Below are 17,069 nucleotides of genomic sequence, written 5' to 3' on the forward strand. Positions count from 1 at the left end.
ATTTTGAATTCTTGAGGATATGAATCCTTTTGAAGGATGGTTAAGCAATCAATAGACTAAAATCACTATAACTAACACATGGAAGAAAAGAAATTAGATATTAATTCGATTATTGGCTTTGTGCTTATTTTCGGAATATTAGCCTACATGCTTTGGCAAAATCAACCTACGCCAGAAGAACTAGAAGCTCAGGAAAAAGCAAAACAAGAGCAGGTAGAGGCAGAGCAAAAAGCAAAAGCTCAAGATGATACTTTATTGACTACTGCAGCAGATTACGCCGTTGGTTCTGGTGTAGATTCGCTTCAAATGATTCAGTTAAAAAACAAATTAGGTGCATTTGCTTATTCTGCAGCGCAATCTAATGATAAAGAAACAGTTGTTGAAAGCGATTTATTTGCACTTAAATTTAGCAACAAAGGTGGTTTTCTTTCAGAAGTACGTTTAAAGGAATTTGTAGATTACGATTCTATTCCAATTTATATGATTAAGGATAATAATGCATCCTTTAATATAAACTTCGGAACAACAGATAGCCGAATTCTAAATACTAAAGATTTACCATTTGTACCAAAAGTTACTAAAAATGGCGATGTAACTGTGGTTTCTATGAAACTTAAAGTTTCCGAAAGTCAGTTTTTAGAATACCGTTACGAGATTAAAGAGGGCGATTATATGATAGATTTTGCTATCCGTTCTCAAGGCTTAAGCTCTGTTATTAATAGTTCGCAAGCCATTAATTTAGATTGGAAATTAAAAGGTTTCAGACATGCAAAAAGTATTTCTTATGAAAATAGATATACCGATTTGCATTATGATTACGAAGATGGTAAGGCAGATTATACCAGAGATGGTGAGGATGATGTTGAAGATGTATCTTGGATTGGTTACAAACAGCATTTCTTTTCTTCGGTATTATTAACAGATAATAAATTTAAGAATGTAAAAGTTAAAACTGAAAATTTAGTACAAGACGAAGAAATAGATACCGTGTTTACTAAAAGTTTTGCATCTTCTATTCCTTTAGAATTACAAGGTGGTGAGTTTAACCAAACCATGGATTGGTATTACGGACCAAGTGATTTTAAAGTATTAAATGCATACGACAGAAATCTAGACGAATTAGTGCCATTTGGATGGGGACTTTTTGGTTGGATTAACCGTTATATTTTTATGCCTTTATTTGGGTTTTTAGGTGGGTACATGTCTTACGGAATTGCTATTGTTGTCATGACAGTATTAGTGAAGTTCTTATTGTCGTTTGTGCAATACAAGCAGTTTTTATCTCAGGCAAAAATGAAAATTTTAAAGCCAGAATTAGATGCTATTCGCGAAAAGTATAAGGATAACAAAATGAAAGCGCAACAAGAAACAATGGCGTTGCAAACTAAAGCAGGAGCTAGCCCTATGGCAGGATGTTTACCAGCTTTAATTCAGCTTCCCGTGTTTTATGCCTTATTCCAGTTTTTCCCATCGGCATTCGATTTAAGACAGAAATCTTTCCTTTGGGTTAACGATTTATCGTCTTACGATGTTATTGCAGACTTGCCATTTAATATACCTTTTTATGGAAACCACGTAAGTTTATTTCCAATATTAGCGTCTATAGCCATATTCTTTTATATGCGACTAACTACAGGACAAAATATGCAATCGCAACCACAGCAAGAAGGCATGCCAGATATGGCAAAAATGATGAAGTATATGATGTACTTCTCGCCAATAATGATGTTGTTTTTCTTTAATAACTATGCGTCTGGTTTAAGTTTATACTACTTTATTTCTAATGTTATTAGTATTGGAATTATTTTAGTAATTAAAAACTTTATTCTTGATGAAGATAAGATTCATGCTCAAATTCAAGAAAAGAAGAAGCAGCCTAAAAAGGAAAATCGTTTTCAGAAAAAAATGGCTGAAATGATGGAACAAGCCGAAAAACAAAAACAAGCGCAGCAAAAGCGTAAATAATCTTTACTGCAAGGTTTTTAAGCTCTTGTAGATACTATTAAATTAAAAAAGCTGTCAGAAATCATTTTGGCAGCTTTTTTGTTATAAGAAATTTAGAGTTTATGCGTTAGTGGAGTATAATTTCCGCGAAAGCGATAAAATTAAAATTTTAAACATGAAAACAGGTTATAATTTATTTTTCTTCTTAATGTTAAGTGGGCTTATGTTTGGGCAAACTATAAATCAGTTTGACGAAAACGGAAAACGTCATGGTGTTTGGCAAAAGAAATTTGAAGGTACAGATGTTTTAAGGTACGAAGGCCAATTTGCTCATGGCAAGGAAATAGGTTTGTTTAAGTTTTATAAGTATTATAAAAAGAAAGGCATTTTGTCTGCTACTAAGTTGTTTAATGACACTAACCAGAAAGCAGAAGTCACTTTTTTAGCGTCTAACGGAAGGGTGATTAGTAAGGGAGAAATGGATGGTAAAACCTATATTGGCACTTGGAAGTATTACCAAAAAAACTCCGATCAATTACTTATTCTGGAACATTATAACGACCATGGCGCTTTAATAGGGGAGCGTTTGGTGTATTATCCTAACGGGCAAATAGCCGAAAAGCAAAATTATGTTAACGGTAAACTAGATGGCGAATCTCTGTGGTTGTCAGAAAAAAATGTAGTGCTAAAAAGCTATGTGTATGAAAACGGCGAGTTACATGGAGAGGCCAAATTTTATAATCCTAAAGGTGAATTACTTTCCGAAGGGCGTTATAAACGAGGTAAAAAAGATGGCGTTTGGAAGTACTACGAAAACGGTAAACTTACCAATGAAAAAGACTTTACATATAAACCAAAATACATAAAAAAAACGCCTTAATTTCTTAAGGCGTCCTTTTTCATAGACCACTTTTAGTAATAATTCTAATTGTAATCTACAATCAACAAACCAAACTATATTATTCCGCAGCAGGAAGTATTACTTTGTCAATGACGTGTACCACACCATTTACACCTTGAATATCTACTAAGGTTGTAATAATGTTACTCATTCTTCCATTACCATCTGTAAGTGTAAACGTAGAGGTATCGGCCATAATTGGACCACCAAGTGTACCTACTTCTCCAGTTGCTAAAGCACTAGATTGTACATTTGCATTTACTATATGGTGTAATAATACGGCATCAACAGTACTCGTTTCAATCTCTGTAAGTGCGTCCACTTCCAATTCTGCTAATAAATCTACAAAAGCATCGTTAGTAGGAGCAAAAACAGTAAAAGGTCCTGCATCTGGATTGGATACTGTTTCAATGTAAGGGACGGTTGGGGCACCAGAATCGGCATACGCTAATGCATCTACCAAAATAGATAATGCAGGATTTGTAGTTGCAAATGTTGCTATGGTTGGTAACGCTATAACTTGATCGATAACATGAACCACACCATTTGTAGTCATTACATCCGGTAGGGTTACTTCGGCGCCACCATTAAACATAACACCTGCTGTTCCATCATAGTATAAACTTAATTTTGTTCCGCTTGGTCCATCGGCTAAAGTGTTGGTATATCCTGTATTTCCAGAAAGGTCTGCAGAGGTAATGTTGGTACCTGCAATTACGTGGTTTAATAACACTTGGGTTAATACATCGTTTGGAACTTCAGATAGTGAATTAAAACCATTATCAGCTAAAAACGCTGTAAAAGCGGCATTGGTTGGAGCTAAAACAGTTTTGTCTCCATCTGCAGTTAGGGCATCTACTAATCCAGCTTGCACAACAGCATCAACTAAAATACTTAAGTCGTCTACAGTTTGCGCTGTTTCTACAATATTAAGTTGCATTGGTGGTTCAGGAGTATTGTCGTCATCATCGCTACAAGAGCTAAATGCTATTAAAAGCACTGAGGCTAAAGTTATTTTTTTTAAAGGATTTAAGATTTTCATAATGTTTGTGTTTAAGTTTTGTTTAACAAATATATAAAATAATTAAACACAATTTCTGTTTTGTTTATGTTTTTTTATAAAAAATAAAACAAAACGAATTTCCTTAGCCTTTAACATTTAAGCTAAACGCATTGCAATCTTACAATAATACGTATCTTTGTAAACTAATTTTTTAAGAATGAAACGCGTTATAATTGGACTTTCTGGAGGTGTAGACTCTAGTGTTGCAGCATACTTGTTACAACAACAAGGCTATGAGGTTATTGGTTTGTTTATGAAAAACTGGCATGACGATTCGGTTACCATTTCTAATGAGTGTCCGTGGTTAGATGATAGTAATGATGCTATGTTGGTTGCCGAAAAATTAGGTATACCATTTCAAACCGTCGATTTAAGTGAACAATATAAGGAGCGTATTGTAGATTATATGTTTCATGAATACGAAAAAGGAAGAACACCAAACCCAGATGTGCTATGTAATAGAGAGATAAAGTTTGATGTTTTTATGAAAATAGCCTTAGATCTTGGGGCAGATTACGTGGCTACAGGTCATTATTGCAGAAAAGGAACCATTCAGAAAGACGGAAAAGAAGTATATCAACTTTTAGCAGGTGTTGATGGAAACAAAGATCAATCGTATTTTTTATGTCAATTATCACAAGAACAATTATCTAAAGCATTATTTCCAATTGGTGAATTAACAAAACCAGAGGTAAGAGAAATAGCTACCAAACTAGATTTAGTTACAGCCGAAAAGAAAGATTCTCAAGGGCTTTGTTTTATAGGTAAAGTAAAGTTGCCAGATTTTTTGCAACAACAACTTAAACCTAAAGAGGGTGTAATTGTAGAAGTACCTAAAGAGCAAGCCGTTTATAGTGAGGTAAAAACGCAATTTGATTCCGAAATAGAAAAACTAGAATACCTATCGCGTAAAATTGATTATAATATTAATCAAGGTAAAGTAGTAGGTAAACATCAAGGTGCGCATTATTTTACAAAAGGACAACGTAAAGGATTAGGTGTGGGTGGCACAGTAGAACCGTTGTTTGTTATTGATACCGATGTAGAAGAGAATATTATATACACCGGTCAAGGTAAAGCCCATCCTGGTTTGTACAAAAAAGCATTATTTGTTAGTAATGAAGAATTACATTGGATTCGTGAAGATTTAGCTTTAAAGCTAGACGAAACCATGCAAGTAAAAGCAAGAATTAGATACCGACAAGCTTTAGAGGATGCAACGCTTTATAAAGTAGATGGCGGCTTGTATGTAGAGTTTAACGAATTTCAGTCTGCAATAACCGAAGGACAATTTGTAGCTTGGTATATTGAAGATGAATTAATAGGTTCGGGAGTAATTTCATAACTTAGCAAAGCTAATGCCTTCGAGTTATGAAAAAAGTATCTATTCTATTTATCGTATTTGTTCTACTTATTAATAATGTATCTGCCCAAATAGAAGATGCTTGGGTGTACCTTACCGATAAAGAGAATGTATCTGCTTCATTGGCTAATCCAATTTCTATACTTACCCAAAAGGCTATTGATAGAAAAAATGCGCATAACGTAACCATCGACGAACGAGATGTACCCGTTAACGAGGCTTATATTGCACAATTAAAAAATACGGCGGGTATAACGGTATTGGCTAAATCTAAATGGTTTAATGCTGTACATGTTCGAGGTATTCAAACCAATATTGAGGCTTTAACTGGTTTAAGTTTTGTAAGTAGAATTGATTTTGCAGATAAAAGTTTAAACGCAAAAAATACTGTAGTTACCAAAAAACAGAATAAGCAATTTAAGCTTGAAAGTGCAATAACTACTTTCGATTACGGCAATTCTGCCAATCAAATAGAAATGTTTAATGGTCATGTTTTACACTTAGCAGATTATACGGGTTCTGGAATGACAGTTGCTATTTTAGATGCTGGTTTTCCTAATGTAAATACTATGGCGGCGTTTCAAAGACTACGAGATGCTGGTAACCTTTTAGGAAGTTACGATTTTGTAAATAGAGATGTTAATGTATATACGGGTACGTCTAGTAATCATGGTACCTTAGTACTAAGCAATATGGCTGGATACATTGAAAATGAATTTGTTGGTACGGCTCCTGATGCTTCTTATTATTTATTTATAACCGAAGATAGCGCCAATGAAAACCCAGTTGAAGAAAGTTATTGGGTTGAAGCAGCCGAACGTGCCGATAGTTTAGGTGTCGATATTTTAAATACCTCCTTAGGTTATAAAGATTACGCACCAAATTATACAAGATATACTCATGCTGATACCGATTTAGACGGCTACACCACCTACATAACTCGAGGTGCAAATATAGCTTTTGAAAAAGGTTTACTTATGGTAACTTCGGCAGGAAACTCAGGAAATGATGGAGTAGGAGCGCCTGCAGATTCTCCAAATGTTTTATCCATAGGCGCTGTAAATTCATCAGGAGATTATGTTTCTTTTAGTTCGGTAGGTAGTGCTATACAGCCAACACAAAAACCAGATGTGGTGGCCCAAGGTTTGGCTAGTGTTGTGGTTACAGAAAACGATGTTATTGGCACATCCAATGGTACTTCATTTAGTTCGCCTATTATTGCTGGCGGAATAACATGTTTGTGGCAAGCTTTACCAGAGAAAACAAATGAAGAAATTATGCAATTAGTTAGGGAGTCCGCATCACAATACAATACACCAGATTATTTTTTAGGCTATGGCATTCCTAATCTGGAATTGGCTTTAAATAGTGCTTTAACAGTTAAAGAAAATGGGGTTAATAATGCTTTTAAAATTTATCCGAATCCCGTTTATAATAAGTTGTTTTTTGAACTTCCTTCTGAGGATACTACAGTTTCAGTAAAGTTATATGACGTTTTAGGACAAGAAGTGAATAGCTTTCAAATAACGTATTATCAAAATGAAATAAATACAACAGCACTAGCTAATGGTATATATTTTATTCGAGTTGAAAGCAGTTTTATTTCAAAAACCTTCAAAATTATAAAGCACTAATGGCAAACAGAATTACAACTTTATTCGGAATTAAATACCCCATTATACAAGCAGGAATGGTTTGGAATAGTGGTTGGCAATTAGCATCGGCTTCAAGTAATTCGGGTATTTTAGGACTTATTGGAGCAGGATCTATGTATCCAGACGTTTTACGAGAGCACATACAAAAATGCAAAAAAGCAACCCATAAACCTTTTGGTGTTAATGTGCCTATGTTGTATCCAAACATTCAAGAAATAATGGATATTATAGTTGAGGAAGGTGTTAAAATTGTGTTTACTTCGGCAGGAAATCCAAAAACGTGGACAGCTTGGTTAAAAGAACGCGGTATAACTGTTGTTCATGTTGTAAGCAGTGTCAAATTTGCTTTAAAAGCGCAAGAAGCTGGTGTTGATGCTATTGTGGCCGAAGGTTTTGAAGCTGGTGGGCATAATGGTAGAGACGAAACAACGACCTTAACTTTAATTCCTATGGTCAAGGAGCAGATACAAATTCCTATTGTAGCCGCTGGCGGAATTGCCACAGGTAGCGGCATGTTAGCAACCATGATTTTGGGTGCCGATGGTGTACAAATTGGTAGCCGATTTGTTGCTAGTAATGAAAGTTCGGCACATCAAGATTTTAAAAAGGTTGTTGTTGATGCTAAAGAAGGCGATACACAATTAACGTTAAAAGAGTTAGCTCCGGTGCGCTTAATTAAAAACAAGTTTTACAATCAAGTACAAGACTTATATAAAACAGCGCCTACGGTAGAGCAACTTAAAGCATTGTTAGGTCGAGCAAGAGCAAAACGTGGAATGTTTGAAGGCGACCTAGAAGAAGGAGAGTTAGAAATTGGTCAAATTGCAGGGTTAATACATGATATAAAGCCTGTGGCTACTATTGTTCAAGATATTATAATGGCGTTTGAAATGGCTAAAAAAAACGTCTCAAATCTTTAAAAGAAATTTACTTTAAGTATCAAGTAAAGTTTACTTTTGCAACATGCAAATTAGTAACTACACAAAAGAATTTAAATACAATTGGCAACTAGCAGCTCCCGTAATGTTGGGCATGTTAGGACATACTTTTGTTAGTTTTGTAGATAACATAATGGTTGGGCAATTAGGTACAGCAGAACTTGCTGCGGTATCTTTAGGAAATAGCTTTATGTTTATTGCCATGTCCTTAGGTATTGGGTTTTCAACAGCCATAACGCCTTTAATAGCCGAAGCAGATTCTTCTAAAGATTTTATAAAAGGAAAATCGGCGTTTAAACACGGTTTGTTTTTATGTACCGTTTTAGGCATTTTACTTTTTTTACTGGTTTATTTTTCAAAACCGCTTATGTATTTAATGAAACAACCTGTAGAGGTGGTCGAATTAGCTATTCCTTATCTTAATTATGTAGCTGTATCACTAATACCCTTAATTGTGTTTCAGGGCTTTAAACAGTTTAGTGATGGTTTATCCATGACTAAATACCCAATGTATGCCACATTAATAGGGAATATTATAAATATAGTTTTAAACTATGTATTAATTTTTGGAAAGTTTGGTTTCCCAGAATTAGGCATTGTAGGAGCGGCTTACGGAACCTTAGTGTCTAGGTTAGTTATGGTTTGGTACCTATGGTATTTATTAAAAGGTAAAGAAAAATCGAAAGCATTTGTTACCAATATTAAGTTTTTTGTGCTCGATAAGTTAATGCTTAAAAAGATTTTAAATTTAGGCGCACCTAGTGCTATGCAAATGTTTTTTGAAGTAGCTATTTTTACCGCAGCTATTTGGCTAAGCGGATTACTAGGTAAAAATCCGCAAGCGGCTAATCAAATCGCTTTAAACCTTAGTTCTATGACCTTTATGGTTGCCATGGGATTAAGTGTAGCGTCCATGATTCGTGTGGGTAATCAAAAAGGATTAAAAGCGTATTTAGAATTACGGCGTATTGCATTTTCTTTATTTTTAATGGGCACCTTACTAGCATTTTGTTTTGCCTTGCTTTTCTTTGCTTTTCATGATTACCTTCCAAGAATATATGTCGATTTTAATGACGCAGAAAATTATGCAGATAATATGGAGGTGGTAAGTATTGCATCAAACCTATTAATAGCTGCTGCTATTTTTCAAATAAGCGATAGTATTCAGGTGGTTGTTTTAGGCGCTTTACGCGGATTACAGGACGTAAAAATACCAACGGTAATAACATTTATATCGTATTGGTTAGTTGGGTTTCCTATAAGTTGGTTTTTAGGTGATAAAGATGCTTACGGAAGTTTTGGTATTTGGTTAGGGTTGCTGGCTGGTTTAACTACGGCTTCAATTTTATTGTATATAAGGTTTAACTATTTGACAAAAAAGTTAATTGGAAAAAGTCTTAAGTGAGCTAAAGTGTCTGGAGTATTTAAAGTTAAAAAACAAGTATGACTAATAAAGAGTTTGCTCAAGTTTTAGAGAAAAGAACAATTGTATTTGCCACTGAAATTCTTAAACTTTCAGGGAGTCTTCCCAATACACCAGAATCATTAGTATTACGAAATCAAATATCAAAATCCGGGACAAGCATAGGCGCTAACTATAGAGAAGCGAATAGATCTAGAAGTCCAAAAGATTTTAAAAATAAAATAAAAATCAGTTTAGCTGAAGCAAGTGAAACAGATTACTGGCTTGAGATTATTGAGGAAATGGAAATGTTGAAAACGGCAAATATTTCTAAATTGAGAATTGAAGCCAAAGAACTTTTAGCTATTTTTACATCCATTGCAAACAAGCTTTAGTTAATTAAATTTGAGTACTATTTCATTCGAGTAAGAAAAACTTTAAGTATTTATAACTTTAGACACTTTAAACTATAAAAAAAATGAGTCTTCCAAAATTTATATTAGGTGATAACACCGAATTCCCAAATGCAATCTATGTGATTCATACCGAGTTTCCTAGGTTTATTATTAATCTTGAAAACGATGAGGTAGAGTGGTTTGAAGATTTTGATGCCGAAGACCAAAAAGAATTAGAAGTTGAAACCGAAAACGCTATTAAGGATGCTACAGATTTTTACGATAGTGAGATAGCTAAGTACGACGAATAAAAACCGAAATACCTGTATTTAAATGATTGAACAGCTTTTACAATATGATACCGCGTTATTTGTATATTTAAATGGGTTGGGTTCTGCAACTTGGGATAGTTTATGGTTAGCTATAACGCATAAATATACCTTTGCGCCTTTATATGCGATTTTGCTGTTTTTACTTTATAGACAGTTTGGACTAAAATCGTTATTGGTTTTTATAGTGGTTATCGCTTTAATGGTAACCTTTACAGATCAAATAACTAATGTTTTTAAGCGTACGTTTATGCGACCACGACCTTGTGGAGCAGAAGATATAGCCGATAAAATTCGTTTTATAGCAGTGCGCTGTGGTAAATATGGTTTTTTCTCTGGGCATTCATCAAATACTATGGCAGCTGCTGTGTTTACAGGCTTAATGCTTAAACCATACTATAAGAATTTAATCTTTATATTGTTATTGTGGAGTGCTATTGTTGCTTACAGTAGGATTTATGTTGGTGTGCATTATCCTTTAGATATTTTTTGCGGAATGACTTTTGGAGCCATATCCGGATTTATGTTTTACAAATTGGGAACTTATGCCATTAAGCGGTTTGTAAAAGATTAATCTTTAATACGTAATAGATAATCGGCAGCAGCAAAAGGTGTGGTTTTGTTGTTTTTTAAAAGCTGTATTTGTTCCTGTAATGCTTTTTTGATTTTAGGTGTGCTGAAGAAGTTCGATTTTAATTGATTTTCTACCGTCTGAATGAGCCAAAACGTATTCTGTTGTAACCTGTTATGTTGAAAGTATTTGCTTTTAGTGGTTGTGCTTACATAATCTAGAATAATATTCCAAATGTCTTCAATACCTTGGTTTTCTAGTGCGCTACACAAAGTAACTTTAGGTTGCCATTGCGATGCTTTTTCTGGGTAGAGGTGAAGTGCTCTTTTAAATTCTACCTGCGCTAATTTGGCTTGTTTTAAGTTGTTGCCATCGGCTTTGTTAATGGCAATAGTATCGGCCATTTCAATAATGCCTCGTTTTATACCTTGCAATTCATCGCCGGCACCTGCTAGTTTTAAAAGCAGAAAGAAATCGACCATGCTATGTACAGTGGTTTCACTTTGTCCAACACCAACGGTTTCTATTATTATAACATCGAAACCTGCGGCTTCACACAAAATTATAGTTTCTCTAGTTTTTCGGGCTACGCCACCAAGCGAGTCGCCGGAAGCCGACGGACGAATAAAAGCGTTATCGTCTTTAACCAGTGCTTCCATTCGGGTTTTATCGCCTAAAATACTGCCTTTGGTAATACTGCTACTTGGGTCTATAGCTAATACGGCAACGCGTTTTCCTTTTGCGGTTAGGTGTTTTCCTAAAGCCTCAATAAACGTACTTTTTCCAACACCGGGTACGCCGGTAATGCCAATTCTAACGGATTTATTGGCATGAGGCAAACAGGCTTTTAATATGGTGTTGGCTTGGGCTTTATGCGTTGCATTTTTACTTTCTACAAGTGTAATGGCTCTACCTAAGGCTGTAATGTCTTGGTTTAATAAAGATGTTACTAAGCTGTTACTGTCTAATTTGGTTTTGCGTTTTTGTTTAATTGCCGCAATAGATGCTTTGTTAGTGGTTTCGGAAATGGAAACACCTTCTTTTTCTTGTAAAGCAGATTTGTTTTTTTTAGCCATAGCCTCTCCCAGTTTATCTGGACATACACGAACGTTTGTCTAAATTAACCATTTTATTTTTATTGACTGCCACATGTAACTGCGACTGAAAGCTTATTTAAGTGGCACTGCAATTTTTACATCGTCCCATGCCATGGTTAGGTACAGGTTATCGGTAGAATTATCGAAAGCAATAGTAAATTGCTCGACATGGTTTGGTAATTTTTGTACAGGCACTTCAATGTTTAAAGCATCGTAATTAGGGTCCCACATAGGTTGCATTTCGGCATTTACACCCCAAGAGTATTGTTTAGAATTGAAAATAACATTCCAGGTGGAATCTTTTGGAACGGTCCAAAGGGTATATTTTCCTGCTGCTAATGGCATGCCGTTTACTTGTAACGTTTTGTTGGTTTCGAAGGTTGTGGCTTCGTTTGCTCCTGTACGCCAAACTTGGTTAAATGGTACTAAAGCGCCAAATATTTCGCGGCCTTTACGGTATGGACGGTTATAAAATACTTCGAGTTTTAAGTCGTTTAATTTAAATTCTACAGTATCTTTTGGACTTAATCGTTTTGCGAAAATGTTTTCGACAAAAGTTGAATATAAAAATAAACCTAAAGCTATTATTGATAATAGGATAAAGGTGCGCTTTAAAAAGGTGTTCATTTAGAGATATTTATTAAGGTATAAAGATAATTTAATTGGAATAACTGCTAAAGTAGAAACGTTAAATTATTTAGATTTGTTGTAAGGGAGAAATAACACAATACAAATGGTTGGCAACAGATGTTTAAAGTAGCATGCAAACCGAGTTTTTACCTATGTTTTTGAACTGCCACTAGCCAACGTACCCGCGCTAGGGATTGTAGCGGATAGCCCACAGCCCGACGTAGGAGGAGCGAGGACTTGTAGCGGAAAGCCCGACCCTTGTGGTAGCGCCCAAATTGTTTTTTTTGAAAAAAATTAAAGTTTTTTGCAACACTCTTAGTTTTTAATCGTCTTTTAAACGAACTAACCTATCTGCAGGATGCATAATGTGGATAACAACCAAAAGTAAAGCAAGCATGTTTCAAGTTGACATTATTGAACAATGTAAACGGAATAACCGGAAGGCGCAATTGCAGTTATACAACCAGTACTGCGATGGTATGTATATTGTTGCAAAACGGTTTTTAAAGGATGCTGCCGATGCTGAAGATGTGGTACAAGAGGCCTTTATTAAGGCGTTTACTAAGCTGCATCAATACCAAGCTGAGGTTACTTTTGGTGCATGGTTAAAACGTATTGTGGTGAATAAGAGTATTGATTTTTTAAAGGCTAAAAAGCACACGCTTGTTGAGTTAAACGAGGTGCACCTTAAGGTTATTGATACGCCTAAAGACGACAAATGGTTGGTAGAAGATACGGTAACATTAAGCGATGTTAAATTGGCTATTAACGCTTTGCCAGAAACGTATAAATATGTTGTGATGCTATATTTGATTGAAGGTTACGACCATCAAGAAATTTCGGAGATTCTAGATATTTCTGAAGTAGCATCGAGAACACAACTATCTAGAGGAAAAGTAAAATTACAAAAACTGTTAACACTTAAAAAAGATGGCACAAGACATTAGAGAGTTGTTTAAAAACGACCAGATAAAACATGAGGAGATGCCTAAAAACCATCAAAATCGTTTTCTTGAAAAATTGGATGTTGCAATGCCCGAAAAGCAAGCTGCTACATTTGGTTGGCTTAAAATTGCCGCCAGTATTGTGGTGCTTTTAGGGGTGAGTTTTGGAGCTTATAAGGTAATTGAATCGCCCATAAAAGGTAGCACACCAGCGGTGGTTAGTACTAAAACTATGGAAACAAAATCGTTGGGTGATATCTCGCCAGGTTTAAAAAAAGTGGAGGATTATTATTTAGCTAGCATAAATTTAGAGTTGGCAAAAATGACCTATACGCCAGAAACTAAGGAGTTGTTTGATGGGTATTTAAACCAGTTAAATGAACTTGATAAAGCTTACCAAAAACTATCTTTAGAGCTCACCGAGTCTGGACCAAGTGAGTTAACAGTTAATGCCTTAATTGATAATTTAAAACTGCGTTTAAATTTATTGTATCGATTAAGAGCACAATTAAAAACATTTAATACTTCTGATGGTATAGCCAATGAAGTATCTCAATCAATCTAAAAAAATCAAAAAATGAACAGTTTTTATATAAAAATCAAATTTGTGGTGCTCTGCTTTCTTATTTCGGGAAGTATAGCAGCACAACAAAAATTAACCAAAGTATCGCAATCTATAAAAGTAGATAAAGATGTTGTGGTAGATTTAAACACCAGTTACTGCAATATTGTGTTTGACACATGGAACAAAAACACTGTAGAGATAGAGGCTTATATTGAAGGCGAAAAATTAAGTAAAGACCAGCTAGATGATGCTTTAAAGCAATGGCATATAGATATTGATGCTACTACAAATAAAGTAATAATTAATGCTGGTAGTGGACATGCTCCAAATGCTATGTGGGCCCATCATGAGGCTTACGATTGCGATAATTGCGACGACGATTATGGTGTTGGTGCCATTTTAAATGAATTGAAATTTGAACTTGCTGATATGCCAGAGATGCATATTAATATTCCGGAAATACCGGAAATGCCAGAAATACCACAAATGTTTGAAATGCCCGAATTACCAGAATTACCAGAAGGCGTTAATGCTGTTGCTTTTGATTATGAAGCCTATAAAGAGCAGGGAGAGGATTATTTGGAGAAATGGTCGCGTAAATTTGAGTCTAAATACGGTAAAGACTACGCTAAAAAAATGGAAGCTTGGGGCGAAAAATTCGGAAAAGAGTGGAGTGACAAGTATGGTGATGATTTTGCTGAAAAAATGGAAGCTTGGGGCGAGAAGTTTGGAGAAGAGTGGGGCGAAAAATATGCCGAACGTATGGAAGAATGGGGCGAGCGTTTTGCAGAGCGCATGGAAGCTCAAGCCAGTAGAGTGGAAGCCCAAGCAGAACATATTGCTGCCAATGCCGAACGTATGGCGGCACAAAAGGAACGCGCTATGATGCATCGCGAAATGGCTAAGGAACATGCCAAAGACCGTAAAGCGCACCTTAAGGAACGTGCTGTTTTAATTAAAGAAAGAGAGCTAGAAATAGAAAAGCTTTTGGATAATAAGTCGGCTATTAAAGTTAAAAAAACGATTAAAATTAAAATACCTAAGGATGCTAAATTACGAGTAAATGTTAAGTATGGCGAAATAGAATTTGCTAATAATATTGATAATTTAAAAGCAGATTTAGCATACACAAAGTTTAAAGCTTTAAGTATTAATGGAAGTTCTACTTCCATTAATGCTTCATATTCGCCAATACAGATTACGCACTGGAATTTGGGTGAGTTGAATTTAAATTATGTTAAAAGTGCAGATATTGAGCATGTTGCTCATTTGGTTTTAAATCTAACATCTTCGGAGGTGGATATAGAATCTTTAACAGGAAGTGCTATAATTGATAGTAATATTGGCGATGTAGATATTTATAATATTGAAGATAGTTTTAATAACTTAAATATTATTCTACAAAACAGTAATGCTGTTATTGGATTGCCTAAAACAGATTATAGTATGCAATATAAAGGCACGCATTCTCGTTTGGCACAGCCAGATCAGGCTGTAAAAAGTAATACCTCTAATTTTTCTACAGGAAATCCTTCTACTGGAAAAACAATTTTAATTAATGCTAAATATAGCGATATTACTATGCAGTAAATCTACTTTTATATTTTGGCATTATTACCTGTTTATTTGCCAGAATTCTAATTTTCTTCGCGTAACAAAACCAAGTTTTTTATACAGATTTATAGGCCCAAGATTAGTTTGGTCTACATGTAAAAAAGGTGTTTTGTTCTTTTCAAATATTTTATTGGATGTATGGGTAACTAGCTGTTTAGCGTAACCATTTCCAACATAATCTGGGTGTGTTATTACACCGCTAATTTCGGTAAACTGCTCTGTTTGCATACGTTCCCCTGTAATGGCTACCAATTTTTCATCCTTAAAAATGCCAAAGTAGCGACCTAGCGTATTGGTTTTAGGTTTAAAAAAATCGGGGTAAGCAATGGCAACTAATGCCAAAATTTCTTTTTGGTGATTTGGTTTAAGTTCTACTATGCTTTCGGTTATGGGATGGTCTATTTTTTTATATAGTATCATTTGTAAACCAACATATTGTATAGGTGGTTTAAAATTGGAAGGCATGTTTGGTTTTTCGCCTACCATAAAAAAGGAAGGTGTTAATTTAGCATGTTCCAGTATAGCAGCAGCGGTATCGGCTCCTTTTATAAAGGCCCCAAAAGGTGTAAAATCGGGATGATACATTTTAGTGTTCCCATAATCTATACCTTGTTGGGTATGTTTTTCTGTTAGTGAAAACCAAACGGGATTATCTAGAACATTTTCGTTAGGCATAGTATTAAATAATATGAGCGTTTAATTGCTTTGTAATCGTTTCTATTGGGGTATCGAAATTAAACCAAAGGGTATCGTCTTGTCTTTTAAACCAAGTAAGCTGACGTTTGGCAAATCGACGGGTGTTTTTTTTAATTTCGGAGGTGGCAAATTCTAAATCCCAAGTCCCATCTAGATAGCTAAAAAGTTCTTTATATCCAACCGTATTTAGAGCATTAAGGTTCTTGAAATCTAGTAATGCTGTTACTTCGTCTAGCAAACCTTCAGCCATCATAATATCTACACGCTGGTTTATACGTTGGTAAATAAGAGCTCTATCTGCCATTAAACCAATAGTAATGGTTTTAAAATTTCGTTTGGCTTTCCCTTGGTTTAAAAAAGAAGAATACGGTTTACCTGTGCCTATGCAAATTTCTAAAGCGCGAATTACACGATGTGGGTTAGCTATGGCTATGCTATTATAAGAGGTACTATCTAATGCTTGCAATTGGGCTTGAAGCGATTCTAACCCATGGGTTTCTAATTGGGAATTTAAGGCTTCGCGAATGCTAGGATCTACTTCCGGAAAATGGTCTAAGCCTTTTGTAACGGCATCGACATACAAGCCTGAGCCACCAACCATAATTACCACATTATGAGCTTTAAATAAGGAATCGAGACATTGCAGTGCATCCTTTTCGAAGGCCCCAACATTATAATTGTCCGTTATCGATTTATGATGTATAAAGTGATGTTTAGCACCTGCGAGTTCCTCGGGTGATGGTGCGGCAGTACCTATTTGCATCTCCTTGAAAAACTGTCGTGAATCTGCGGAGATAATTTCGGTGTTATAGTGCTGCGCCAACTTAATACTAAGTGCCGTTTTTCCTATGGCTGTTGGGCCAATTATGGAAATTAAATATTTAGAATTCGAGTTTATAATCTAGTATTTTATAATTGGTAAAGTTAATTTGAATAAATGATTAATACCAATTTATTTGGAG

At 35.1% G+C, this 17,069-nt stretch carries 17 protein-coding genes; 12 read left to right on the forward strand and 5 right to left on the reverse strand.

Going from position 1 to position 17,069, the window contains the following annotated elements; genetic code table 11:
• Positions 1–78: 78 nt before the first annotated feature.
• Complete coding sequence (gene yidC / locus BMY96_RS05400) at positions 79–1,965, forward strand: membrane protein insertase YidC (protein WP_092850070.1); 1,887 nt, start codon at positions 79–81, stop codon at positions 1,963–1,965.
• Positions 1,966–2,119: 154 nt separating this feature from the next.
• Positions 2,120–2,824 (forward strand): toxin-antitoxin system YwqK family antitoxin, encoded by a 705-nt coding sequence (locus BMY96_RS05405; protein WP_092850906.1) that lies wholly within the window; start codon positions 2,120–2,122, stop codon positions 2,822–2,824.
• Positions 2,825–2,903: 79 nt separating this feature from the next.
• On the opposite strand, the gene BMY96_RS05410 is transcribed toward BMY96_RS05405, so the two are convergent.
• A complete protein-coding gene (locus tag BMY96_RS05410; protein WP_092850072.1) occupies positions 2,904–3,887 on the reverse strand; it encodes a fasciclin domain-containing protein in 984 nt (327 codons plus the stop codon).
• A gap of 178 nt (positions 3,888–4,065) precedes the next feature.
• Between BMY96_RS05410 and mnmA the strand changes: the two genes are divergently transcribed.
• The 7 genes from mnmA to BMY96_RS05445 all read left to right on the forward strand — a co-directional run bounded on the left by mnmA (position 4,066) and on the right by BMY96_RS05445 (position 10,564).
• Entirely contained in the window at positions 4,066–5,253 is a 1,188-nt protein-coding gene (mnmA, locus tag BMY96_RS05415; protein WP_092850075.1) for a tRNA 2-thiouridine(34) synthase MnmA, read from the forward strand.
• 26 nt (positions 5,254–5,279) lie between these two features.
• Entirely contained in the window at positions 5,280–6,905 is a 1,626-nt protein-coding gene (locus BMY96_RS05420; RefSeq protein ID WP_092850077.1) for a S8 family serine peptidase, read from the forward strand.
• A complete protein-coding gene (locus BMY96_RS05425) occupies positions 6,905–7,846 on the forward strand; it encodes an NAD(P)H-dependent flavin oxidoreductase (RefSeq protein WP_092850079.1) in 942 nt (313 codons plus the stop codon). The genes BMY96_RS05420 and BMY96_RS05425 overlap by 1 nt, the downstream gene beginning before the upstream one ends.
• Before the next feature lie 43 nt (positions 7,847–7,889).
• Positions 7,890–9,269 (forward strand): MATE family efflux transporter, encoded by a 1,380-nt coding sequence (locus BMY96_RS05430; RefSeq protein ID WP_092850082.1) that lies wholly within the window; start codon positions 7,890–7,892, stop codon positions 9,267–9,269.
• Between the two features lie 38 nt (positions 9,270–9,307).
• Complete coding sequence (locus tag BMY96_RS05435) at positions 9,308–9,661, forward strand: four helix bundle protein (RefSeq protein WP_092850084.1); 354 nt, start codon at positions 9,308–9,310, stop codon at positions 9,659–9,661.
• 83 nt (positions 9,662–9,744) lie between these two features.
• Positions 9,745–9,972, forward strand: coding sequence for a DUF8828 family protein (locus BMY96_RS05440; RefSeq protein ID WP_092850086.1), 228 nt, complete (start codon positions 9,745–9,747; stop codon positions 9,970–9,972).
• Between the two features lie 22 nt (positions 9,973–9,994).
• Positions 9,995–10,564 carry a phosphatase PAP2 family protein gene (locus BMY96_RS05445; RefSeq protein WP_092850088.1) on the forward strand — a complete coding sequence of 190 codons (570 nt, stop codon included), beginning with the start codon at positions 9,995–9,997 and terminating at the stop codon, positions 10,562–10,564.
• Here BMY96_RS05445 and meaB read toward each other — a convergent pair.
• Both meaB and BMY96_RS05455 read right to left on the reverse strand, forming a co-directional pair.
• Positions 10,561–11,637, reverse strand: coding sequence for a methylmalonyl Co-A mutase-associated GTPase MeaB (gene meaB, locus BMY96_RS05450; RefSeq protein WP_092850091.1), 1,077 nt, complete (start codon positions 11,635–11,637; stop codon positions 10,561–10,563). The two genes, BMY96_RS05445 and meaB, sit on opposite strands and share 4 nt — an antisense overlap.
• A 93-nt stretch (positions 11,638–11,730) precedes the next feature.
• Positions 11,731–12,285: a DUF2911 domain-containing protein gene (locus BMY96_RS05455; RefSeq protein WP_092850094.1), complete on the reverse strand. Its 555-nt coding sequence runs from the start codon at positions 12,283–12,285 to the stop codon at positions 11,731–11,733.
• Positions 12,286–12,683: 398 nt separating this feature from the next.
• On the opposite strand from BMY96_RS05455, the gene BMY96_RS05460 reads away from it, so the two are divergent.
• From BMY96_RS05460 to BMY96_RS05470, 3 genes are read left to right on the forward strand one after another with little or no spacing between them, the layout of a single operon-like run.
• Positions 12,684–13,235, forward strand: a complete 552-nt coding sequence (locus tag BMY96_RS05460) for an RNA polymerase sigma factor (protein WP_092850908.1) — start codon at positions 12,684–12,686, stop codon at positions 13,233–13,235.
• Entirely contained in the window at positions 13,219–13,797 is a 579-nt protein-coding gene (locus BMY96_RS05465; RefSeq protein ID WP_092850095.1) for a hypothetical protein, read from the forward strand. The genes BMY96_RS05460 and BMY96_RS05465 overlap by 17 nt, the downstream gene beginning before the upstream one ends.
• 12 nt (positions 13,798–13,809) lie before the next feature.
• Positions 13,810–15,387 carry a DUF4097 family beta strand repeat-containing protein gene (locus tag BMY96_RS05470; RefSeq protein ID WP_139205218.1) on the forward strand — a complete coding sequence of 526 codons (1,578 nt, stop codon included), beginning with the start codon at positions 13,810–13,812 and terminating at the stop codon, positions 15,385–15,387.
• Positions 15,388–15,411: 24 nt separating this feature from the next.
• Here BMY96_RS05470 and BMY96_RS05475 read toward each other — a convergent pair whose 3' ends face one another.
• Together BMY96_RS05475 and miaA are read right to left on the reverse strand one after the other, a co-directional pair.
• A complete protein-coding gene (locus BMY96_RS05475) occupies positions 15,412–16,086 on the reverse strand; it encodes a GNAT family N-acetyltransferase (RefSeq protein ID WP_092850099.1) in 675 nt (224 codons plus the stop codon).
• Positions 16,087–16,090: 4 nt separating this feature from the next.
• Complete coding sequence (miaA, locus tag BMY96_RS05480) at positions 16,091–17,005, reverse strand: tRNA (adenosine(37)-N6)-dimethylallyltransferase MiaA (RefSeq protein WP_092850101.1); 915 nt, start codon at positions 17,003–17,005, stop codon at positions 16,091–16,093.
• Positions 17,006–17,069 lie beyond the last annotated feature (64 nt).

Origin of the sequence: Algibacter pectinivorans (genome assembly GCF_900112595.1) — a bacterium.
Lineage (GTDB): Bacteria > Bacteroidota > Bacteroidia > Flavobacteriales > Flavobacteriaceae > Algibacter_B > Algibacter_B pectinivorans.